The following is a 21617-nucleotide window of genomic DNA, read 5'->3' as shown; positions in this document are numbered from 1 at the left end:
CCTTGGGTTGCGGCGTCAGGCCAGGCGCCGGTCGGCCCGGCGCTGGCGCAAGGTGTCGATGATCACCGCAACGACGATCACCGCGCCGGTGATGATGCGCTTGCTCGGCTCGCTGGCGCCCACCTGGGCCAGCCCCGCCTCCAGCACCGCGATGATCAGCACGCCGAAGAAGGTGTTGACCACCGAACCGCGCCCGCCCATGAGGCTGGTGCCGCCGATCACCACCGCCGCGATCACCTGCAGCTCGATGCCGACGCCGGCGTTGGGGTCGGCCGCCTCGAGCCGCGCCGACTGCATCAGCCCCGCCAGCCCGGCCAGGAGGCCCGTGGCCGCGAACACGATGATCCGGATCGGCCGCGGGTCGATGCCCGCGAGCCGCATCGCTTCTTCATTGGTGCCGATGCCCACCACGTGCCGGCCGAACACCGTGCGCGTGAGCACCAGCTGGCCCACGGCCACCAGCACCACCGCGAGCACGAAGGCCGCGGAGATACCTCCGACCCACGGCGCCGCAAGGCCCGAGATGGCGTCGCCCACGTACTGCGTGCGCGAATCGGTCACCAGGTAGGCACCGCCGCGCACCGCTTCGAGCATGCCCAGCGAGACGATGAAGCTCGGCAGCCGCCATGCGACCGACACGGCGCCGGTCACGGTGCCGCACACCAGGCCGGTGGCAAGGCCCAGTGCGGCCGCCGCGGGCACCGAGAGCTTCCACTGGAGGATGGCGGCGGCCGTCACCGCCGCGCTGAGCGCGAGCACCGAGCCGACCGAAAGATCGATGCCGGCGATGATCAGCACGAAGGTCATGCCCACGGCCATCACCGCCAGCGCGGGGATCTCGTTGGCAATGGAGATGAAGGTCTCGCGCGTGAAGAAGTATTCGCTCAGCGCGCCGAACAGCGCGACCATGCCCAGGAGCACGACGGTCAGGCCGAGGTAGGTGCCCAGCTGGCCCTTGAGGGCGGACGGCGGGGCAGATGTCGTGGCGGTTGTAGCAGCGGCTGCGTTCATGGTGTCTCGGCGGTGGCCGGCTGGGCCGGATTCGGATCGGAAATGGCGGAGCCCGCCCTCGGGTTGGCGGCACGCCCGGCCGCATCGCTGAATGCGGCGGCGAGCAGCGATTGCTCGCTCCACTGGCCGCGCTCGAACACCGCGACCAGGCGGCCTGCGCTCATCACGCCGATGCGGTCGCACATGGCCATGAGTTCGCGCAGGTCGCTCGACACCATGAGGAGCGCCTTGCCGGCATCGGTCATGCGGTCGAGCTCGGCATAGAGGTCGGCGCGCGCGCCCACGTCGACGCCGCGCGTGGGCTCGTCGAGCAGCAGCACCTTGCATTCGCGGTGCAGCCAGCGCGCGAACACCACTTTCTGCTGGTTGCCGCCGCTCAGCGTGGCAACCGGCTGCTCGATGCTGCGCGAACGGATGCGCAGCACGTCGACCAGCCGCTTCGCGATGCCGCGCTCCCGGGCGCGCTGCAGCCAGCCTGCGCGCGAGATCGCGCCGAGGTCGCTCAAGGTGGCGTTGACGCGGATCGATTGCGTGAGCAGCAGGCCTTGCGACTTGCGGTCCTCGGTCACGAGGCCGATGCCCGCGCGGATGGCCTGCATCGGCGAGCGCCAGCCCTTGCGTGCGCGCTGCACGGGCGCCGAACCGGGCGTGCCGTCATGAAGAAGAATTTCACCTCGGTCGGCACGGTCCGCACCGAACAGCAGCCGCACGAGTTCGGTCCGGCCCGACCCGACGAGGCCCGCCAGGCCCATGACTTCGCCCGCATGCAGGTCGATGTCGACGTCTTTCACGACCTCGGCGCGGCCGATGCCGCGTGCGCTCAGCAGCACCGGTCCGGCCACCCGGCGGCCGCGGCCTTCGTGCTCGTGCACCGCGCGGCCCACCATGCGCTGCACCAGCTCGGATTCGCGCACGCCGGCCATGGCGCGCACGTCCACCAGCCGCCCGTCGCGCAGCACCGCCACGCGGTCGGCGATGCGCTGCAATTCTTCCAGCCGGTGCGACACATAGACGATCGCCACGCCGCGGGCCTTGAGCAGTTCGATCTGCTCGAAAAGGTGAGAAGTTTCGCGCGGCGTGAGCATGGCGGTGGGCTCGTCGAGCACCAGCACGCGCGTGTCGTCCTGCAGGTTGCGCGCGATCTCGACCATCTGCTGCTGGCCGATGCCCAGCCGCGCGACCGGCGTGGCCGGGTCGATGTTCTGCATGCCGATCTTCGCGAGCTGGCGCGCCGCCAGTTCGTGCAGCGTGCCGCGGCGAATCCAGCCGGCCTGGTTGGGCAGCCGGTCGAGCAGGAGGTTCTCGGCCACCGACAGCGTGGTGACCAGTCCGAGTTCCTGCATGACCATGCGCACGCCCAGGCGTTCGGCATCGCGGCGCGATGCGGGCTGGAACGGCGCGCCGCCCAGCACCATCTGGCCACGCGTCGGCTGCACCAGGCCGCAGACGATTTTCGAGAGCGTGCTCTTGCCCGCGCCGTTCTCGCCCGTGAGCGCGAGCACCTCGCCGGCGTTCAGCATCAGCGAGACATCGTCGAGCACCGGCGCCGCATAGTCCTTGCCGAGTGCGTCCAGCGCGAGCACGGGCGCGGCAAGGCTGGCGTTCAGGGCGGCGGCGGGTGCGTTCAACGTCGGCTCTTCTTTTCGTGGCTTACTTGGCCGAAGACTTGGTGACCAGCACCACGTCGGTCTTCACTTCGGCGGGCATGCTCGATTGCGGCTTCTTCTCGGCCAGCGCCTTGAGCGCGGTCTCGATGCCGAACACGGCCTGCTTGGCCGCGAACTGGTCGGCGGTGGCGAGCACCCGGCCGTCATTCAGCATCGGCTTGATGGCGCCGATGTTGTCGTAACCCACCACCAGCACCTTGCCGGTCTTGCCTGCGGCCTTGACCGCAGCCACCGCGCCGAGCGCCATGCTGTCGTTGCCCGCGAGCAGCGCCTTCAGGTCGGGATGCTCGCGCATCATGCCGGCGGCCACCGTGTTGCCCTTGTCGATTTCCCACTGGCCCGACTGCACGCCCACCACCGTCACACCGGCGGCCTTCATCGCGTCCTGGTAGCCGAGGGTGCGCTGCTGCGCATTGAAGGTGGTCGAGACGCCTTCGATGATGCCGACCTTGTCGCCCGACTTCAGGCTCTTGGCCAGCTCGTCGCCCACCAGCTTGGCACCGGCGCGGTTGTCGGGGCCGACGAACGGCACCTGGATGGCTTTTTCCTTCAGTGCCGCGGCGTCGAACTGGTTGTCGATGTTGACCACCAGGATGCCACGGTCGATGGCGGCCTTGATCACCGGCACCAGGGCCTTCGAATCGGCCGGCGCGATGACCAGCGCATTGATCTTCTGAGCCATCATCTGCTCGACCATCTTGATCTGGGCCGCCGTGTCGGTCTCGTCCTTGATGCCGTTGGCCACCAGCGTGTACTCGGCGGCGTGCGCCTTCTGGTGCGCCTTGGCGCCGTCTTCCATGGTGCGGAAGAATTCGTTGGCGAGCGACTTCATGACCAGGGCGACCTTGGGCTTGTCCTGCGCGAGGACGGGGGTGGCGGCCAAGGCGCCCAGCAATGTCAGGGCGGCTGCACTTTGCAGCGTACGGCGGGTGAACTTCATGGGTGTTGTCTCCTGAGGGTTGAGCGGTGCGCCGGTCCAAGGCCGGGGGTGCCGATAATAACGAACGAAAACGTTTGCGCAAACGTTTGCTAATCGGGTTTAACCCTGATCCCCGCCTGCCTTGACCTCGGCACCCCGGGGCGGAACAGCGCTGGCGAACCGCCTCCCTTAAAATCGCCGGTTACCCAAGAGGACCCCCCAATGAGTTTGCAATGCGGCATCGTCGGCCTGCCCAACGTCGGTAAATCCACCCTTTTCAATGCGTTGACCAAGGCCGGCATCGCGGCGGAGAACTATCCGTTCTGCACCATCGAGCCCAATGTGGGCGTGGTGGAAGTGCCCGACCCGCGGCTCGCGCAGCTCAGCGACATCGTGAAGCCCGAGCGCGTGGTGCCGGCCATCGTCGAGTTCGTCGACATCGCCGGCCTGGTGGCTGGCGCCAGCACGGGCGAGGGCCTCGGCAACAAGTTTCTCGCGCACATCCGCGAAACCGACGCCACGGTGAACGTGGTGCGCTGCTTCGACGATGACAACGTGATCCACGTGGCCGGCAAGATCGATCCGATCTCCGACATCGAAGTGATCCAGACCGAACTCTGCCTGGCCGACCTGGCCACGGTCGAGAAGGCGCTGCATCGCCACACCAAGGTGGCTCGTTCGGGCGACAAGGACGCGCAGAAGCTCGTCGGCCTGCTGGAGCGCTGCCAGGCCGCGCTGAACGAGAACACGCCGGTGCGCGCGCTCCAGTTCACGAAGGAAGAACTGCCGCTGGTGAAGTCGTTCACGCTCATCACCGCCAAGCCCGCGATGTTCGTCGGCAACGTGGCGGAAGACGGCTTCGAGAACAACCCGTACCTCGACCGCCTGCATGAATATGCCGCCAGGCAGGGCGCCCCCGTGGTCGCCATCTGCGCCAAGATCGAAGCCGAACTCGCCGAGATGGACGACGAGGACAAGAAGATGTTCCTCGCGGAAATCGGCCAGGACGAGCCGGGCCTGAACCGCCTGATCCGCGCAGCCTACAAGCTGCTGGGCCTGCAGACCTACTTCACCGCCGGCGTGAAGGAAGTGCGCGCCTGGACCATCCACATCGGCGACACCGGCCCGCAGGCGGCCGGCGTGATCCACGGCGATTTCGAGAAGGGCTACATCCGCGCCCAGACCATCGCGTTCGAGGACTACATCGCCTACAAGGGCGAGCAGGGCGCCAAGGACGCGGGCAAGATGCGTTCGGAAGGCAAGGAATACGTCGTCAAGGATGGCGACGTGATGAACTTCCTGTTCAGCTCCTGAAGACCGCCGCATGCTCACCGTCCACCACCTCAACAACTCGCGCTCCCAGCGCGTGCTGTGGCTGCTCGAAGAACTCGGGCTGCCCTACGAAATCGTTCACTACCAGCGCGATCCCAAAACCATGTTGGCGCCCGCTTCGCTGCGGGCCGTTCATCCGCTTGGCAAGTCGCCGGTGGTGACGACCGACGACGGCCTTGTGCTGGCGGAATCGGGCGCGGTGGTCGAGACACTGATCGAGCGCCACGGCAATGGCCGGCTGGCGCCCGCGCCGGGCACGCCCGAGGCGGTGCGCTACCGCTACTGGCTGCATTTCGCGGAAGGCTCGGCGATGTCGCCGCTGCTGCTCAAGCTGGTGTTCGACAAGATCGAGAACAGCAAGATGCCCTTCTTCATCAAGCCGGTCGCCAGGATGATCTCGGGCAAGGCCAAGGCGGCCTTCATCGTTCCGAACATCGAGAACCACCTGAACTTCATGGAGGCCGAACTCGGCAAGAGCGAGTGGTTCGCCGGCAATGAATTCACGGGCGCCGACATCCAGATGAGCTTTCCGGTCGAAGCCTCGCAGGCGCGCGGCGGCCTCGATGCGAAGCGGCCCAGGCTGATGGCGTACCTCGAGCGCATCCACGCGCGCCCGGCCTACCAGCGCGCATTGGAACGCGGCGGTCCCTACGGTCTCCTGAGCTGAAGCCCAAGCGGCTTCATGACGGAAACACGTAGAGAAGCGCGACCGTCATGCTGACGTAGCGCAGGAACTTGCCGATGGCCATGTAGCCGAGGCAAGGCCAGAACGGCAGCTTGAGCCAACCCGCCACCGCGCACAGCGGATCGCCGACGATCGGCAACCAGCTCAGGAGGCAGGCCTTCGGGCCGAGCCGCTCCAGCCACCCCAATACGCGCACATGATGTTTCGAGTGCGAGTATTTGTCGGCCACCTTGTGCGCGCCGTACCCTATCCACCAGTCGACCGCGCCGCCCAGCGTGTTGCCCACCGTGGCCACCGCAATGGCCGACCAGAACATGTCGGGGTTGAGCTTGAGCAAGCCGAAAAGTATCGGCTCCGAGCCCACCGGCAACAGCGTCGCCGAGACGAAAGCCGCAAGGAACAGCGTGGAGAGTCCGTACTGCGGCAGCGCGAGCAGTGCGAAGAGAGCGTCGAGCCAGGCTTGCATAAAGTGAAATGAGTCGGGGCAGTATAGGCAGCGCACTTTCGATCCGCGGTCGGAAAAGACGCCGTGCACAAGAGTGTTTGCGCCGGTACCCCGGGCGCAAATCGTTTCAGTCGCCGAAACCGCGCGTGGCTACAATCGTGCCTCATTTTTCAGCAGCCGAACGCGCGACACCTTCCCTCCCATGACCTTGCAGATCGGCAATCACGCACTGGAAAACCGGCTGTTCGTCGCGCCCATGGCCGGCGTGACGGACCGGCCCTTCCGCATGCTGTGCCGCGCGCTGGGCGCGGGCTATGCGGTGAGCGAAATGGTGACCTCGCGCAAGGAGCTCTGGAACACGCTCAAGACTTCGCGCCGTGCCAACCACGACGGCGAGCCCGGCCCGATCTCGGTGCAGATCGCCGGTACCGATGCCGCCATGATGGCCGAGGCCGCGGTCTACAACATCGAACGCGGCGCGCAGATCATCGACATCAACATGGGTTGTCCGGCCAAGAAGGTCTGCAACAAGTGGGCCGGTTCCGCGCTGATGCGCGACGAGCCGCTGGCGCTCGAGATCGTGCAGGCCGTGGTGAATGCGGCGCAGCCCTTCAACGTGCCGGTCACGCTCAAGATGCGCACCGGCTGGAGCGAAGAGCACCGCAACGCGGTGAAGCTCGCGCGCAACTTCGAATCGGCCGGCGTGCAGATGCTGACCGTGCACGGCCGCACCCGCGAGCAGGGCTACAAGGGCAGTGCCGAGTACGACACCATCGCGGCCGTGAAGGCCGCCGTGCGCGTGCCCGTGGTGGCCAACGGCGACATCCGCTCGCCCGAGAAGGCGCGCGACGTGCTCGCGGCCACCGGCGCCGACGCGGTGATGATCGGCCGCGCGGCGCAGGGGCGGCCCTGGATCTTTCGCGAGATCGCGCATTTCCTGGACACCGGCACGCACCTGGCGCCTCCGCTGGTCGCCGAGGTACGCCGCCTGCTGCTCGACCATCTCGTGGAGCACTACGCGCTCTACGGCGAGTTCAGCGGCGTGCGCACCGCGCGCAAGCACATCGGCTGGTATGTGCGTACGCTGCCCGATGGCGAGGCCTTTCGCGCGCGCATGAACACCATCGAGGACTCGGCGGCGCAACTGCGCGCGGTCGGCGATTATTTCGACGGGCTCGCGGACCGCATGGACCGCATGCCCGCACACCAGGCGGCCGAAGAGCCCTCAGGTGAAGAGGAGGCGGCTTGCGCCGCTGATTGAGAGAGAGAAGAAGAGAAGAAAAAGCATGAGCAAGAAACACATCGAGGACTGTGTGCGCACCAGTCTGGACAGCTACTTTCGCGATTTGCGCGGCACCGAGCCCGACGGCATGTACGAGATGCTGGTGCGGGTGGTCGAGAAGCCCCTGCTCGACGTCGTGATGACGCGCGCCGAGGGCAACCAGTCGAAGGCCGCGCAATGGTTGGGCCTGAATCGCAACACGCTTCGCAAGAAGCTGGTTGAACACAAACTTTTGAAATAACTCCACGGCATATTCCATGGCCCAGACCGCACTCATCTCCGTCTCCGACAAAACCGGCATCCTCGAATTCGCACAGGCACTGCACGGCCTGGGCATCAAGCTGCTGTCGACCGGCGGCACCGCCAGGCTGCTGGCGGATGCCGGCCTGCCCGTCACCGAAGTGGCCGATCACACCGGCTTTCCCGAAATGCTCGACGGCCGCGTGAAGACGCTGCATCCCAAGATCCATGGCGGCCTGCTCGCGCGGCGCGACCTGCCCGCGCACGTCGCGGCCATCAAGGAACACGGCATCGACACCATCGACCTGCTGGTGGTCAATCTCTATCCGTTCGAGGCCACGGTGGCCAAGGCCGGCTGCACGCTCGAAGACGCGATCGAGAACATCGACATCGGCGGCCCCGCCATGGTGCGCAGCGCCGCCAAGAACTGGAAGGACGTCGGCGTGCTGACCGACGCTTCGCAATACCCTGTGGCGCTGGCCGAGCTGCAGGCCGTCGGCAAGCTCAGCGACAAGACCAGGTTCGCCTTCTCGGTGGCTGCGTTCAACCGCATCGCCGACTACGACGGCGCCATCAGCGACTATCTCTCGGCCATCGATTTCGACGCCAGCATCGGCCAGCCTTCGCCCACGCGTGCGCTGTTCCCGGCGCAAAGCAACGGCCGCTTCGTGAAGGTGCAAGACCTGCGCTACGGCGAGAACCCCCACCAGCAGGCCGCGTTCTACCGCGACCTGTATCCGGCGCCGGGCTCGCTCGTGTCCGCGAAGCAGCTGCAGGGCAAGGAGCTGAGCTACAACAACATCGCCGATGCCGACGCCGCATGGGAATGCGTGAAGAGCTTCGACGTGCCGGCCTGCGTGATCGTGAAGCATGCCAACCCCTGCGGCGTGGCCGTGGGCAAGGATGCCGGGGAAGCCTATGCCAAGGCCTTCAAGACCGACCCGACCTCGGCCTTCGGCGGCATCATCGCCTTCAACCGGCCGGTGGACCTTGCCACCGCGCAGGCCGTCAACAAGCAGTTCGTCGAAGTGCTGATGGCACCGGGCTACACGCCCGAGGCGCTGGAAGTGTTCCAGGCCACCAAGGCCAAGCTCAACGTGCGCGTGCTCGAGATTGCGCTGCCCAAGGGCGGCGCCACCGACTGGGACAACGGCCGCAACGCGATCGACGTCAAGCGCGTCGGCTCGGGCCTCCTGATGCAGACCGCCGACAACCACGAGCTGTCGGCCAGCGACCTCAAGGTGGTGAGCAAGAAGCAACCCACGCCCGAGCAGCTGCAAGACCTGCTGTTCGCCTGGAAGGTCGCCAAGTATGTAAAGAGCAACGCCATCGTGTTCTGCGCCGGCGGCATGACCATGGGCGTGGGCGCGGGCCAGATGAGCCGCCTCGATTCGGCGCGCATCGCGAGCATCAAGGCCGAGCATGCGGGCCTGTCGCTCGAGGGCACGGCGGTGGCGAGCGATGCATTCTTCCCGTTCCGCGACGGCCTCGACGTGGTGGTCGATGCCGGCGCGAGCTGCGTCATCCAGCCCGGCGGCTCGATGCGCGATCAGGAAGTGATCGATGCCGCCGACGAGCGCGGCGTGGTCATGGTGCTGTCGGGCGTGCGCCACTTCCGGCACTGAGCCGCGCGCCCGCAGGCGGCCGGATCAACGGGGCGGCAAGGCCTTGAAGATCTGCCGCGCGGCCTCGATGGTCGCGGCAATGTCGTCGTCGCTGTGCGCGGCGCTCACAAAGCCCGCTTCGTAGAGTGCCGGCGCAATGTACACGCCGCGGTCCAGCAGGCCGTGGAACAGCGCGTTGAACTTCGCGTTGTCGGTCGTCATCACCGTGGTGTAGTTCTGCGGCAGTTCGTCCATCAGGAAGAAGCCGAACATGCCGCCTTCGCTGTCGGCGTTGAACGGTTGCCCTTCGGCCGCGGCGGCGGCCTTGAGGCCTTCGACCAGCGTGCGCGTCTTCTTCGACAAGGCCTCATAGAAGCCGGGACGCGCAATTTCCTTCAGCGTTGCGAGGCCGCAGGCGGTGGCGACCGGGTTGCCCGACAGCGTGCCCGCCTGGTAGACCGGCCCGAGCGGCGCGAGCTGCTCCATGATGGCGCGCGGACCGCCGAAGGCCGCGAGCGGCATGCCGCCGCCGATGACCTTGCCCAGCACGGTGAGGTCGGGCGTGATGCCCAGCACGCCCTGCGCGCCGTGCAGGCCGACGCGAAAGCCGCTCATCACTTCGTCGAACACCAGCAGTGCGCCGTGCTGCGTACAGAGCGCGCGGCAGCGGGCCGCGAATTCGGGCGTGGCGCGCACGAAGTTCATGTTGCCGGCAATCGCCTCGATCATCAGGCAGGCGATGTCGTTGCCGTGCAGCGCAAAGGCTTCTTCCAGTTGCGCGATGTTGTTGTACTCGAGCACCAGCGTGTGCTGCGTGACCTCGGGCGGCACGCCGGCCGAGGTCGGGTGGCCAAAGGTGGCGAGGCCGGACCCGGCCTTCACCAGCAGCGCGTCGGCATGGCCGTGGTAGCAGCCCTCGAACTTGATGATGTGCTTGCGCCCGGTGGCGCCGCGCGCCAGGCGCAGTGCGCTCATGGCGGCCTCGGTGCCCGAGCTCACCAGCCGCACCATCTCCATCGACGGCACCAGCGCGAGGATGGCTTCCGCCAGTTCGATCTCGCGTTCGGTCGGCGCGCCGTAGGAGAAGCCCTCCAGCACCGCCTTCTGCACCGCCTCCACCACGGCCGGGTGGCCATGGCCCAGGATCATCGGGCCCCAGGAGCCGATGTAGTCGATGTAGCGCTTGTCGTTGGCGTCCCAGAAATAGGCGCCCTCGGCGCGGCGGATGAAGCGGGGCGTTCCGCCCACGGCCTTGAAGGCGCGCACGGGCGAATTGACGCCGCCGGGAATGACGGCGCGGGCGCGTTCGAAAAGAATCTCGTTGTGGTCAGCGTTTGGCATCAATGTCGGGTGTCGTGAGGGGGCAGGGCAAAGTCGGGCGGGGCGCCGGGGTCTTCATCGTCGTCGTCGTCTTCCGGCTCGGCCCAGAACAGGCGGTCCGGAAGCACATGGCGCCATGCCGGGCCGAAAGCCCGCGTCCAGGCAGCGGTCCATATAGGCCAGGGCCTCGGTGGTGGCGGCCACCAGGTCGGTGCCGCTTGCCAGCAAGGCGGCCAGCGCGGCCGAGAGCGTATCGCCGGCGCCGGCGAAGACGGCCTCCAGGCGCTCGTATTTTTCGTTGGCGAGCACTGACTGCGGAGAGGCCAGCACGTTGTCGATGAACTGGTCGGGCAGCACCATGCCGGTCACCAGCGTGTACGGCACGCCGAACTCGCCCGCGGCCTTGGCAATGTCGCGCGCGCTGGGCGGACGCTCGCCGCTCCAGTCGGGCAGGAGCCATCGCCAGAGCGTGCTGTGGTTTCCAACCAACACTGTGGCCTGGGGCAGCAGCAGCTCGCGGAAGGCGTCGAGATACGGCTCGATCAGGTTCTCGTCCCACCACGAAAGGTTGGGCATGTAGGCCACCAGCGGCACCTCGGGATAGTCGGACGCGGTCTCCGCGATGGTGCTCAGGGCGTCGGGGCTGCCGACGAAGCCCACCTTGATGAGCTGGACCTCCACGTCTTCGAGGATGGCGCGCGCCTGCTCGGCGATGGCTTCCTCGTCGAAGGCGAAGTGGTCGAATATCTCGGCCGTGTCGCGGGCGTAGGCGCCCGTGACCACCGGCAGCATGTGGGCGCCCACCGACGCCATGGCCAGCGCGTCGGCGCCCAGCCCGCCTGCGCCGCTCGGATCGCTGGCATTGAAGACCAGCACGCAGGGCGGATTCAGGTCCCGTTCGGCCAATTCTTCGGCGTCGTCCGGGGGGTCGTTAAGATTGCCCGGTTTGCGGGTGTCGTCTGCGGAATGTAAGTAAATGGTCATACGCCGGGCAAAATCCCCTGGATGGTGGCATAGGCGCGACGTTTACCGCCTGCCGATGTGATACGCATAGATACACTCGTTGCATTTAATGAACAAGGACTTTAAGCTCCGATGAATACGAAAACTTGGATGTGCCTGATTTGTGGGTGGATCTATGACGAAGCGGTGGGTGTACCGGAAGACGGGATCGCGGCAGGCACGGCCTGGGCGGATGTTCCGATGAACTGGACCTGTCCCGAGTGCGGTGCGCGCAAGGAAGACTTCGAAATGGTTGAAATCTGAAGCATGGCATAGGGCTACGCGATCTGCGCCGATGTACGGTGCGGCGGGCATCCAAGTCTCATCTCAGCAGGAGTGTGTGCAATGGGGCCGAATGGATCAGGTTACAAGGTGCTGGTCATCGATGACAGCAATACGATCCGGCGCAGTGCCGAAATATTTCTGAAGCAGGGCGGACACGAAGTTCTCCTTGCCGAAGACGGCTTCGACGCGCTCTCGAAGGTCAACGACCACAAGCCGCATCTGATTTTCTGCGACATCCTCATGCCGCGCCTGGATGGCTACCAGACCTGCGCCATCATCAAGCGCAACGCCCAATTCTCCAATGTTCCGGTGGTGATGCTTTCCTCGAAAGACGGCGTCTTCGACAAGGCCCGCGGCCGCATGGTCGGATCGCAAGACTACCTGACCAAACCTTTCACCAAGGACCAGCTGCTGCAGGCCGTGCAGCAGTTTGGCATCGTTCAACAGGAAGCGCAGTAATGCCCATTCGAAAAATCCTCGTCGTCGACGACTCCAAGACGGAACTGATGTTCCTGTCCGACCTGCTCCACAAGAACGGCTTTGCCGTCAAGACCGCTGAAAACGCCGAAGACGCCATGCGCCGTCTCGAGGAAGAGCAGCCCGACCTGATCCTCATGGACGTCGTGATGCCCGGCCAGAACGGTTTCCAGCTCACGCGCGCCATCGCCCGCGACCCGCAGTACGCCGCCATCCCGATCATCCTGTGCACCAGCAAGAACCAGGAAACCGATCGCGTCTGGGGCATGCGCCAGGGCGCCCGCGACTACATCGTGAAGCCGGTCAACGCGGCCGAGCTGATGTCCAAGATCAGCGCGCTGGCCTGAACGCAAGACAGCCGAGTCCATGGCGAATCGCGACGCTCTCAGAGCCTTCCAGTCCCGGCTTGCAAGCCGCCTGCAAGCTGCGCGCACGACGGGCGTGTCCGCCGCGTGGCTCGCGGTCGAGGCCGGCGAGGGCAAGTACCTCTTTCCACTCGGCCACGCGGGCGAGATCTTCCCCTGGACACCCCCGCAGCCCGTGCCCTACACCGAGCCCTGGTTCCTGGGCGTGGCCAACCTTCGCGGCGGCCTCTATGGCGTGGTGCAGCTGTCGGCATTCGCCTCGGGCACGCCCGAGGGCCTGGCCGCCACGGAAGCGGCCCGCATGCAGTCGCGGCTCGTTGCCCTCAACGAGCTGCTCGAAGTCAACTGCGCCCTGCTGGTCGACCGACTGGCGGGGTTGCGGGGGACCGAAGCCTTCACCGGCGCCGAACCGCCCGCCGCGGACGCCGCCGCCTGGCTCGGGCATGTGTACACCGACGCGGCGGGTGAGCGCTGGCAGGAAATCAACCTGCAGGCCCTCTCGCAGCAACCCCAGTTTTTAAGTATTGGCGCCTAGTGCATCCGCACTGCCAGAAGATAACCACCTGAAGGACCGACCGTGAGCTCGATCGCCGACAAGTTCAAGAAATTACTGCCCCCGACCAGCGGCAACGACAAGGCCCGTGTCGACGGCTCCGGTTCCACCCTGTCGCTCGACGATGTCGACACGGTCCAGGTGCCGGACGAAAAGACCGTCCGGCTGGCCCGAAAACAGGACGACGCGCCCGCGCCCGCCGGCTTTGCCGATGGCGCTCCGCTGGTCGGCGAGGCCGCCAACGAGGCCGATGCCGCATCCGCCGACGCCGTCCAGACCCAGGCTTCCACCGGGCGAGCGGGCTCCAGCCCGGCGCGCCAGCAGCGGATCCTGGCGATCATGCTGGCCTTGGTGGTGCTGCTGCTGTTGCTGGTGGCCGGCTCCGCCATTCTTCGCGCCGAACGCCTCGCGCAGCAGGTGGCCGCCACCGGCCAGTCGCTGATGCAGTCGCAGCGCCTGGCAAAGTCGATCTCGCAGGCCCTCGTCGGCAGCGCGCCCGCGTTCCTCGAAGTGAAGGACAGCGCCGACGACCTGTCGCGCCGCGTGCAGGGTTTGACCAACGGCGACGATGCCTTGCGCCTCGAACGCGTGGGCAACCAGTACGACGACGACATGGCCAAGATCAACCCGCTGGTCGCCCGTGCCGACGCCAGCGCCAAGGCCGTGCTGGCCCAGCGCCAGATCCTGACCCAGGTGGGTGCCGCCTTGCGCGACATCAACCAGCAATCGTCCGCTCTGCTCGAAATGACGGAAACCGTGGCGTCGCTCAAGATGCAGCAGAACGCCACGCTGCCTGAAATCTCGGCCGCCGGCCAGCTCGTGATGCTGACCCAGCGCATCGGCAAGTCGACCAACGAATTCTTCACGGTCGAAGGCGTGAACCCCGACGCCGTGTTCCTGCTTGGCAAGGACCTGAACACCTTCCAGGAAACCACCCGCGGCCTGCTCGACGGCAATGCGCAGCAGCGTTTCCCCGGCTCGAAAGACCCGCAGACGCGCCAGCAGCTCGAGGCCATTCTCAAGACCTACGAGCAGATGCGCACGCAAGCCTCCGCCATTCTGGGCAACCTGCAGGGCCTGGTGGCTGCGCGTGAGGCGCAGGCTTCCATCCTGACCGACAGCGAACCCCTGCGCAAGTCGCTCGGCGAGCTGCAGGACAAGCTGTCCGCACGCACCGGCCTGGGTGCCGGAACGATCGTGATGCTGTTCGTGCTCTCGCTGGCCGCCCTGGCCCTGGCCGGCGCCATCGGTTTCGTGCAGGTGCGCGAAGGCCGCGAACGCGCCCTCGTCGCCGAACGCGAACGTCTCGCGGCCGAACAGGCCAGCGACGAAGCCGGCCGCATCAACAACGCCAACCAGGCCGCCATTCTTCGGCTGATGAACGAACTGCAGACAGTGGCCGAAGGCGACCTGACGCAGGAAGCGACCGTGACCGAGGACATCACCGGCGCCATTGCCGACTCGGTGAACTACACGGTGGAAGAACTGCGCCTGCTGGTGGGCAACGTGCAGAACACGGCAACCCGCGTGGCGCAGACCACGTCGCAGGTGGAAAGCACCTCGACCGAACTGCTCGCCGCCTCGACCGAACAGCTGCGCGAGATTCGCGAAACCGGCCAGTCGGTGCTGACCATGGCCGAGCGAATCAACGGCGTGTCCTCGCAAGCGCAAGAGTCCGCCACGGTGGCGCGCCAGTCGCTGCAAGCCGCGTCCTCGGGCCTGCAGGCCGTGCAGAACGCCATCGGCGGCATGAACTCCATCCGCGACCAGATCCAGGAAACCTCCAAGCGCATCAAGCGCCTGGGCGAATCCTCGCAGGAGATCGGTGAAATCACCGAGCTGATCTCGGACATTACCGAACAGACGAACGTGCTGGCACTGAACGCCGCCATCCAGGCCGCATCGGCCGGTGAAGCCGGTCGCGGCTTCTCGGTGGTGGCGGAAGAAGTGCAGCGGCTGGCTGAACGCTCGGCAGACGCCACGCGCCAGATCTCGGCACTCGTGAAGGCCATTCAGACCGACACCCAGGATGCCGTGGGCGCCATGGAGCGCTCCACGCAGGGTGTGGTCGAAGGGGCCAAGCTGTCCGACAACGCGGGTACCGCGCTGACCGAGATCGACCGCGTGTCGCGCCGCCTTGCAGACCTCATCGAGCAGATTTCGCAGTCCGCCTCCCGCGAAGCCGATTCGGCCAACGTGGTGGCTGCCAACATCCAGCACATTTTCGCGGTGACCGAGCAGACCGGTGAAGGTACCCGCACCACCGCCCAGCAGGTGCGCGAGCTTTCGCAGATGGCGGAAGAACTGCGCCGCTCGGTGGCCCGATTCAAGATTGCCTGACAAAAGTTAAGAACGGCGAGCATCCAACGTGTCGATCCAAACCCCTGCCACGGCCCCCCTTGCCGGCAACGTGCCGGCCACCGAAGACCTCGGGCCGCTGGCCTGGGTGCTGGGGAGAAATCCAGAAATCCCTCGACAGTGTGGGCAAGTCGTTGCGGCGCTTCGTGCGCGACGTGGGCAATGTCTCGGAACTCGAGAGTGGCCCGCTGCAAATGGCCCGCCAGCAACTGCACCAGTCCGTCGGGGCGCTGCAGATGGTGGGCAACACCGCGCCGGCGCTGGTGCTCGGTTCCATCGAGTTCGCGGTGCAGGGCTTCATTGCCGAACCGCAGCGCTGCACCGACAGTGCGGTGCTGAAGATCGAGCGCGCCGGCTTCGCCGTCGTCGACTTCCTCAGCGCCCTGCTGGCCGGCAAGGCCGTCTCGTCGGTGGCGCTGTTTCCGCAGTACCGCGACGTGCTCGAACTGGTCGGCAACGAGCGCGTGCATCCGGCGGATCTCTGGAGCGTTGCCTGGCGCTGGGTCGAACTGCGTCCCGCACTGACCCAGGCCGCGCTGGCCTATGACCCGGCCGTGCGCTCGCGGCTCGACCGCGAAGTGCTTCAGCTGGTCAAGACCGGCGACCCGCAGGCCGCACGCCGCCTGCAGGCGCTGTGCCTGGGGCTCGGGCGCGGTGCGCTGCTGCCCCGCGTCGCAAGTTTCTGGACCCTGGCCGCGGGCTTTTTCGAAGCCCTGTCGCTCGGGCTGATCCCGGCCGACTCCTACGTCAAGCGCGCCGCCTCGCGCGTGCTGCTGCAATACGCCACGCTGGCGCGCGGCGACAACACCGTCTCCGACCGGCTCGGCCAGGACCTGCTGTTCTTCTGCGCGCAGGCCGTTCCCGCCGCCTCCGGCGACGAGGGCGCCACGCTGCGCACCGTGCGCGTTGCGTGGGGCGTGGCCAACGAGCAGCGCATCGACTACACCGTCGAGCAGTTCGGCCGCTTCGATCCGCTGGTGCTCGCACAGGCGCGCAAGCGCATCGAAACCGCCAAGGAAATGTGGTCGGCGCTTTCGGGCGGCGACATCACCCGCACCCGCCAGGTGGCGGACACCTTCGCGCAGCTTGGCGAGTCGCTGCAGAAACTGCATCCGCCCATCCTGCCCATGGTCGAGGCCCTGACGCATGCCGTCGATGCCTCCGTGCGTTCCGGCCAGCCGCCGGACACCGAGCTTGCGATGGAAGTCGCCACCTCGGTGCTCTACCTCGAAGCCGCGCTCGAAGACCTCGACCCGAGCGATCCGCAGCTCACCTCCCGCACCCTCCAGCTGGCAGGCCGCATCGAGCGCGTGCGCGAAGGCGGACATTCGGAGCCGCTCGAGCCCTGGATGGAGGACCTGTACCGCCGCGTCAGCGATCGCCAGACCATGGGCACCGTGGTCGACGAACTGCGCAGCCACCTGAGCGAACTCGAAAAATCGCTCGACCAGTATTTCCGCCGGCCCGCAGAAAAGGGCCTGCTGCGCACCGTGCCGACCCAGCTGCTGCAGATGCGCGGCGTGTTCTCCGTGCTCGGCCTGGAGCAGGCCGCCCATACCGTGCAGCGCATGCGCGACGACGTCGAGCAGATGCTCGTGGGCAACGCATCGCCGATCGAAGAGATGCAGAGCTTCGACGCGCTCGGCAACAACCTCGGCGCGCTGGGTTTCCTCATCGACATGCTGGGCTACCAGCCCACGCTCGCCAAGCGCCTGTTCGTGTTCGACGCAGAAGCCGGCGAACTCAAGCCGCTGATGGGCCGCCAGCCCGCCGACACCGCCGCTGCCGAAGCGGTGGCGCCCGGCGCCGCGGCCGGCAGCGACGCCGTGCTCAGCATCGAGGAAGTCGACGCCCAGATCGCGTCGAAGCTCGCTGCGCTGGCCACGCCCAACCGCAAGTCGAAGGTCTCGCCCATCGAGGAATTCAGCCGCAAGGCCGACAGCTGGACGAACAAGATCACCGGCCCGGCGGCACTGCCCGACACCGAGGTCACCGAGCTCGAAGAAGACGACCTGCAGAACATCTTCCTGGACGAGGCGCGCGAGGTGGTGCAGAACGGCCTGGCCGCCATCGACGAACTCGGCGGCCATCCGGACGACACCGAAGAGCTCACCATCCTGCGCCGTGCCTTCCACACGCTGAAGGGCAGCTCGCGCATGGTCGGCCTGACCGACTTCGGCGATGCTGCCTGGTCCTTCGAGCAGGTGCTCAACACCTGGCTCGCCGACCAGCGCGACGCCACCCCCGACCTGCTCACCGGCACTCGCAAGGCGCTGCAGGAGTTCAGCCAGTGGGTCGAAGCCATTGCTTCGGGCTCGTCGCATGGCTGGCAGTCCTCGCACTTCAGCCGCGTGGCCGATGCCCTGCTGGCGGGCGAACCCGTGCCCACCATGCCGGCGCGCGTGTCCGACGCCGACGCCTTGGCCGTGGCCGCGCGCCACATCGCCGCCGAGCCGCCCGTGGTGGCGCCCCTCGCCATGCCGGAACTCCCGGACCTGCCCGATCTTTCGCTCGGCACCGCGCTGCCTGCACCTGCGCCTGCACCTGCCCCCGCCGCCACCTTCGATTGGCCCGTGGATGCGCCGCAAGCGGACGACAAGGCCGCCAAGCCCGTCAAGCCCGAAGACGACGACTTCACGTCGACCGACTTCCTCGACTTCGAATCCAAGCCACTCCCGCCCGAAGACACCGACTGGGACACCGGCGAGAAGTTCGATTTCCTGGTGCCCGCCAAGGCCGAACCTGTCGCATCGACGCCGGCCGAAGCCGCCGCCGAACCGATGGTCGAGCCTGCGGCCGAGTTGCCCTCGCTGGACGGCCTGCCCGACCTCGGCTGGACGCCCGAGCCGGCGCCGGTGGTGGCCGAAGAGCCCGTGCCGGTCGCCGCGGAAGTGCCGCCGGCCGAACCCATCGAGGAAGTGCCCGCCTTGCTGCTGGAGCCCGAAGCGCCTGCCGAGCCGGTCGCCGAAGAAGCGCCTGCCGTGGCCGAGGCATCGCCGCAGCCCGAGCCCGAGCCGATCGTCGAAGTGGCGGAAATGGTCGAAGCTGCCGAAGTGGTCGAAGCCGCCGACGTCGCCGAAACCACCGAAGCCGCATCCAGCGCCGAAGACCAGGTCAAGGTCATCGGCCCGCTGCGCATCGGCATCGCGCTCTACAACGTCTACCTCAACGAGGCCGACGAATGGTCCCGCCAGCTGGCCACCGAAGTCGGCGAGTGGGCGCTCGAATCCCACGAGCGCCTGCCGGATTCGACCATCGCGCTCGCCCATTCGCTGGCCGGCAGTTCGGCCACCGTCGGCTTCCACAGCCTCTCGGGCATGGCGCGCCTGCTCGAAGCCGCGCTGCAGCATCTGCAGATGCAGGGCAGCGGCTCGCGTGAACAGGGTGTGGTGCTCGTGGCCGCGGCCGACGAGCTGCGCCGCCTGCTGCACCAGTTTGCCGTCGGCTTCCTGCGCGATCCTTCCGAAGGCACGCTGCAGGCGCTGCGCGACATTGCCGCCGCCCCCATGCCGGCCGAAACCGCTGAGCGCGTCGAAACCCGTCCGCTGCAGCACGTGGTGTCTTCCGACGGCATGGCCGACGTGGCGCTCGACGACTCCGATGACGCCATCGACATGGCCGACGCGGTCGACGTCGACCTGTTCCCCATCTTCGAGGAAGAAGCGCAGGAGCTGCTGCCCCAGCTGGGCCAGGCACTGCGCCAGTGGGCGCACCACCCCGACGACAACGCGCCGCGCGCCTCCGTGCTGCGCACGCTGCACACCCTCAAGGGCAGCGCCCGGCTGGCCGGCGCCATGCGCCTTGGCGAGCGCGCGCACCGCATGGAATCCGAGATCGAGGCCCTGGGCACCCAGGGCGGCGCCGACCGGATCGAAATCGAAAAGCTGCTCACGCGCCTCGATTCGCTGCAAGCCACCTTCGACGCCTTGCGCGCTGCCGACGACGCCACCCAGGCCGAAGTGGCGCAGCTGGTGGCCGTGGCCTCCGCCACGTCGCCCGGCGTGCAGCTGGTGCAGGTTCCCGCCGAATCCGGCGTGTCCGCCAACGACGAGGAAGCCGGTGCTGCCGACGACGGCGAAGGCGCCGCGTCCGCGCCCGAAACGGCCGCCGCGCCGTCGCTCCTGCCGCGCCCGACGCACGCTCTGCTCACGCCCCTGCGCGCCGTGTCGGGCCAGGCCGTGCGCATCCGCACCCAGCTGCTCGACCGCCTGGTCGCGCAGACCGGCGAGGTCATCATCACGCGCTCGCGCCTCGAAGCCGAACTCGGCCAGCTGCGAGCTTCGTTGTCCGACCTGACCGGCAACCTCGACCGCCTGCGCCAGCAATTGCGCGACATCGAGGTGCAGGCCGAAAGCCAGATGCAGTCCCGCCTCGCGCAGGCCAAGGATTCGCAGCAGAGCTTCGACCCGCTGGAATTCGACCGCTTCACCCGCGTGCAGGAACTCACCCGCATGATGGCCGAGTCGGTGAACGACGTGGCCACCGTGCAGCGCACGCTGCAAAAGACGGTGCAGGCGACGGAAGACGACCTCAACGTGCAGGCGCGCCAGACGCGCGAACTGCAGCGCGGCCTGCTGCGCACGCGCATGGTGGAGTTCGAGGGCATTTCCGACCGCCTCTACCGCGTGGTGCGCCAGGCGTCCAAAGACACCGGCAAGCAGGTGCGGCTGGACATCGTCGGCGGCTCCATCGAAATGGACCGCGGCGTGCTCGACCGCATGACGCCCGCCTTCGAGCACCTGCTGCGCAACTGCGTGGCGCACGGCATCGAGGAACCGGCGGTGCGCGAGAAGTCCGGCAAGGACGCCAACGGCCTGATCGTGATCGACCTGCACCATGAGGGCAACGACGTCTCGGTGAGCTTCCGCGACGACGGCGCCGGCCTCGACCAGCAGCGCATTGCCGAGCGTGCCCGCACGCTGGGCCTTCTTGCGCCCGGACAGGAACTGACGCCCGAGGAAGCCACCGAGCTGATCTTCAAGCCCGGCTTCTCGACCGCCGGGCAAGTGTCCGAACTGGCCGGCCGCGGCATCGGCATGGACGTGGTGCGCGCGCAGATCGCGGCGCTCGGCGGCCGCATCGAGACGCACAGCAAGGCCGGGCAGGGCACCACCTTCAAGCTGGTGCTGCCGCTCACCACCGCGGTGACGCACGTCGTGATGCTGCGCGCCGGCGACGTGTCGATCGGCGTTCCGTCCAACCTGGTGGAGCTGGTGCAGCGCGTGAGCAGCACCGAGCTCGAAGCCGCCTACCTGCACAACAGCCATCCGTTCGGCAGCGAACAGGTGCCGTTCTACTGGGCCGGCGCGCTGCTGCAGGCCTCGGCCCGCAGCGAGCAATCCACCAGCAAGAACAACACCGTCGTGATCGTGCGAAGCGCGGCACAGCGTGTGGGCCTGCACGTGGACGAAGTGCTGGGCAACCAGGAAGTCGTGGTCAAGAACCTCGGGCCGCAGCTTGCGCGCCTGCCGGGCCTGGCTGGCATCTCGGTGCTGGCTTCGGGCGCGGTGGCGCTCATCTACAACCCGGTGGCGCTGGCCGCCGTGCACGGCGAGCAGGCCCGCCTGCGCCAGGCCGCCGCGCTGGCAGCGCCGGCGCAGGGCTCGGCCGACGGCGAGGGTGCGGCGCCGCACCAGCCGTTGCCGGTGCTGGCACCGCCGGTGCCGCAGGTGCCGCTGGTGCTGGTGGTCGACGACTCCATCACCGTGCGCCGCGTCACGCAGCGCCTGCTGCAGCGCGAAGGCTACCGCGTGTCGCTCGCGGCCGACGGCCTGCAGGCGCTCGAACGGCTCCAGCAGGAGCGCCCGGCCGTGGTGCTGTCCGACATCGAGATGCCGCGCATGGACGGCTTCGACCTGGCGCGCAACATCCGTGCGGACGATTCCATGGCGGGCCTGCCGATCATCATGATCACCTCGCGCATCGCCGAGAAGCATCGCGAGTACGCCCGCACGCTGGGCGTGAACCATTACCTCGGCAAGCCTTACTCGGAAGACGAACTGCTGCGCCTGGTGCGCGCCTACACCAGCGAACCGGCGCTGGCGGCAGCGGCTTGACGCGGCAGCGCGTTCA

Annotated in this window: 15 protein-coding genes and 2 pseudogenes; 11 read left to right on the top strand and 6 right to left on the bottom strand. The window is 67.4% G+C overall.

Annotated features, from left to right (window positions below):
- Nucleotides 1-15 precede the first annotated feature (15 nt).
- The 3 genes from ABID97_RS24765 to ABID97_RS24755 are packed head-to-tail and all read right to left on the bottom strand — an operon-like array spanning nucleotide 16 to nucleotide 3618.
- Nucleotides 16-1011 (bottom strand): ABC transporter permease, encoded by a 996-nt coding sequence (locus ABID97_RS24765; protein WP_354401462.1) that lies wholly within the window; start codon nucleotides 1009-1011, stop codon nucleotides 16-18.
- Nucleotides 1008-2639: a sugar ABC transporter ATP-binding protein gene (locus tag ABID97_RS24760; protein WP_354401460.1), complete on the bottom strand. Its 1632-nt coding sequence runs from the start codon at nucleotides 2637-2639 to the stop codon at nucleotides 1008-1010. Before ABID97_RS24760 ends, ABID97_RS24765 begins: the two co-directional genes overlap by 4 nt.
- A 22-nt stretch (nucleotides 2640-2661) precedes the next feature.
- On the bottom strand, nucleotides 2662-3618 hold the full coding sequence (locus ABID97_RS24755; RefSeq protein WP_354401459.1) for a sugar ABC transporter substrate-binding protein: 957 nt from the start codon (nucleotides 3616-3618) through the stop codon (nucleotides 2662-2664).
- 201 nt (nucleotides 3619-3819) lie between these two features.
- On the opposite strand from ABID97_RS24755, the gene ychF reads away from it, so the two are divergent.
- Together ychF and ABID97_RS24745 are read left to right on the top strand one after the other, a co-directional pair.
- Nucleotides 3820-4911 carry a redox-regulated ATPase YchF gene (gene ychF, locus ABID97_RS24750; protein ID WP_354401458.1) on the top strand — a complete coding sequence of 364 codons (1092 nt, stop codon included), beginning with the start codon at nucleotides 3820-3822 and terminating at the stop codon, nucleotides 4909-4911.
- 10 nt (nucleotides 4912-4921) lie between these two features.
- Complete coding sequence (locus ABID97_RS24745; RefSeq protein ID WP_354401456.1) at nucleotides 4922-5596, top strand: glutathione S-transferase; 675 nt, start codon at nucleotides 4922-4924, stop codon at nucleotides 5594-5596.
- A gap of 13 nt (nucleotides 5597-5609) precedes the next feature.
- Here ABID97_RS24745 and ABID97_RS24740 read toward each other — a convergent pair whose 3' ends face one another.
- Nucleotides 5610-6080 (bottom strand): YqaA family protein, encoded by a 471-nt coding sequence (locus tag ABID97_RS24740; protein WP_354401454.1) that lies wholly within the window; start codon nucleotides 6078-6080, stop codon nucleotides 5610-5612.
- 181 nt (nucleotides 6081-6261) lie between these two features.
- Here ABID97_RS24740 and dusB point away from each other — a divergent pair, with 181 nt between their 5' ends.
- From dusB to purH, 3 genes are read left to right on the top strand one after another with little or no spacing between them, the layout of a single operon-like run.
- Nucleotides 6262-7320 (top strand): tRNA dihydrouridine synthase DusB, encoded by a 1059-nt coding sequence (gene dusB / locus ABID97_RS24735; RefSeq protein ID WP_354401452.1) that lies wholly within the window; start codon nucleotides 6262-6264, stop codon nucleotides 7318-7320.
- A gap of 25 nt (nucleotides 7321-7345) precedes the next feature.
- Nucleotides 7346-7582, top strand: coding sequence for a Fis family transcriptional regulator (locus tag ABID97_RS24730; RefSeq protein WP_007838304.1), 237 nt, complete (start codon nucleotides 7346-7348; stop codon nucleotides 7580-7582).
- A 16-nt stretch (nucleotides 7583-7598) separates the two neighbouring features.
- Nucleotides 7599-9206: a bifunctional phosphoribosylaminoimidazolecarboxamide formyltransferase/IMP cyclohydrolase gene (purH, locus tag ABID97_RS24725; RefSeq protein WP_354401450.1), complete on the top strand. Its 1608-nt coding sequence runs from the start codon at nucleotides 7599-7601 to the stop codon at nucleotides 9204-9206.
- A 24-nt stretch (nucleotides 9207-9230) separates the two neighbouring features.
- On the opposite strand, the gene hemL is transcribed toward purH, so the two are convergent.
- Both hemL and thiD read right to left on the bottom strand, forming a co-directional pair.
- Entirely contained in the window at nucleotides 9231-10526 is a 1296-nt protein-coding gene (gene hemL / locus ABID97_RS24720) for a glutamate-1-semialdehyde 2,1-aminomutase (RefSeq protein ID WP_354401448.1), read from the bottom strand.
- Nucleotides 10526-11489 (bottom strand): annotated as a pseudogene (gene thiD / locus ABID97_RS24715) (bifunctional hydroxymethylpyrimidine kinase/phosphomethylpyrimidine kinase). Before thiD ends, hemL begins: the two are co-directional and overlap by 1 nt.
- 111 nt (nucleotides 11490-11600) lie before the next feature.
- On the opposite strand from thiD, the gene ABID97_RS24710 reads away from it, so the two are divergent.
- The 6 genes and pseudogenes from ABID97_RS24710 (at nucleotide 11601) to ABID97_RS24685 (ending at nucleotide 21601) form a co-directional block, all read left to right on the top strand.
- Nucleotides 11601-11771: a rubredoxin gene (locus ABID97_RS24710; RefSeq protein ID WP_007838397.1), complete on the top strand. Its 171-nt coding sequence runs from the start codon at nucleotides 11601-11603 to the stop codon at nucleotides 11769-11771.
- A gap of 81 nt (nucleotides 11772-11852) precedes the next feature.
- Nucleotides 11853-12251: a response regulator gene (locus ABID97_RS24705; protein WP_028259709.1), complete on the top strand. Its 399-nt coding sequence runs from the start codon at nucleotides 11853-11855 to the stop codon at nucleotides 12249-12251.
- On the top strand, nucleotides 12251-12616 hold the full coding sequence (locus ABID97_RS24700; RefSeq protein ID WP_354401445.1) for a response regulator: 366 nt from the start codon (nucleotides 12251-12253) through the stop codon (nucleotides 12614-12616). The genes ABID97_RS24705 and ABID97_RS24700 overlap by 1 nt, the downstream gene beginning before the upstream one ends.
- 19 nt (nucleotides 12617-12635) lie before the next feature.
- Entirely contained in the window at nucleotides 12636-13169 is a 534-nt protein-coding gene (locus ABID97_RS24695; protein WP_354401443.1) for a chemotaxis protein CheW, read from the top strand.
- A 42-nt stretch (nucleotides 13170-13211) separates the two neighbouring features.
- Nucleotides 13212-15527 (top strand): methyl-accepting chemotaxis protein, encoded by a 2316-nt coding sequence (locus ABID97_RS24690; protein ID WP_354401441.1) that lies wholly within the window; start codon nucleotides 13212-13214, stop codon nucleotides 15525-15527.
- Nucleotides 15528-15555: 28 nt separating this feature from the next.
- Nucleotides 15556-21601, top strand: a pseudogene (locus ABID97_RS24685) (hybrid sensor histidine kinase/response regulator).
- The last annotated feature ends 16 nt before the right edge of the window (nucleotides 21602-21617 follow it).

The sequence above is a fragment of the Variovorax sp. OAS795 genome (assembly GCF_040546685.1).
Taxonomy (GTDB): Bacteria; Pseudomonadota; Gammaproteobacteria; order Burkholderiales; family Burkholderiaceae_C; genus Variovorax.
The sequence above is the reverse complement of the archived record's forward strand: the minus strand, read 5'-3'. Positions and strand labels throughout refer to the sequence as shown.

Bases quoted from the DNA above. Each gene is read 5' to 3' on its own strand.
- ABID97_RS24765 (WP_354401462.1), bottom strand. From the start codon at position 1,011: ATGAACGCAGCCGCTGCTACAACCGCCACGACATCTGCCCCGCCGTCC.
- ABID97_RS24755 (WP_354401459.1), bottom strand. From the start codon at position 3,618: ATGAAGTTCACCCGCCGTACGCTGCAAAGTGCAGCCGCCCTGACATTG.
- ychF (WP_354401458.1), top strand. From the start codon at position 3,820: ATGAGTTTGCAATGCGGCATCGTCGGCCTGCCCAACGTCGGTAAATCC.
- ABID97_RS24745 (WP_354401456.1), top strand. From the start codon at position 4,922: ATGCTCACCGTCCACCACCTCAACAACTCGCGCTCCCAGCGCGTGCTG.
- ABID97_RS24740 (WP_354401454.1), bottom strand. From the start codon at position 6,080: ATGCAAGCCTGGCTCGACGCTCTCTTCGCACTGCTCGCGCTGCCGCAG.
- dusB (WP_354401452.1), top strand. From the start codon at position 6,262: ATGACCTTGCAGATCGGCAATCACGCACTGGAAAACCGGCTGTTCGTC.
- ABID97_RS24730 (WP_007838304.1), top strand. From the start codon at position 7,346: ATGAGCAAGAAACACATCGAGGACTGTGTGCGCACCAGTCTGGACAGC.
- purH (WP_354401450.1), top strand. From the start codon at position 7,599: ATGGCCCAGACCGCACTCATCTCCGTCTCCGACAAAACCGGCATCCTC.
- hemL (WP_354401448.1), bottom strand. From the start codon at position 10,526: ATGCCAAACGCTGACCACAACGAGATTCTTTTCGAACGCGCCCGCGCC.
- ABID97_RS24710 (WP_007838397.1), top strand. From the start codon at position 11,601: ATGAATACGAAAACTTGGATGTGCCTGATTTGTGGGTGGATCTATGAC.
- ABID97_RS24705 (WP_028259709.1), top strand. From the start codon at position 11,853: ATGGGGCCGAATGGATCAGGTTACAAGGTGCTGGTCATCGATGACAGC.
- ABID97_RS24700 (WP_354401445.1), top strand. From the start codon at position 12,251: ATGCCCATTCGAAAAATCCTCGTCGTCGACGACTCCAAGACGGAACTG.
- ABID97_RS24695 (WP_354401443.1), top strand. From the start codon at position 12,636: ATGGCGAATCGCGACGCTCTCAGAGCCTTCCAGTCCCGGCTTGCAAGC.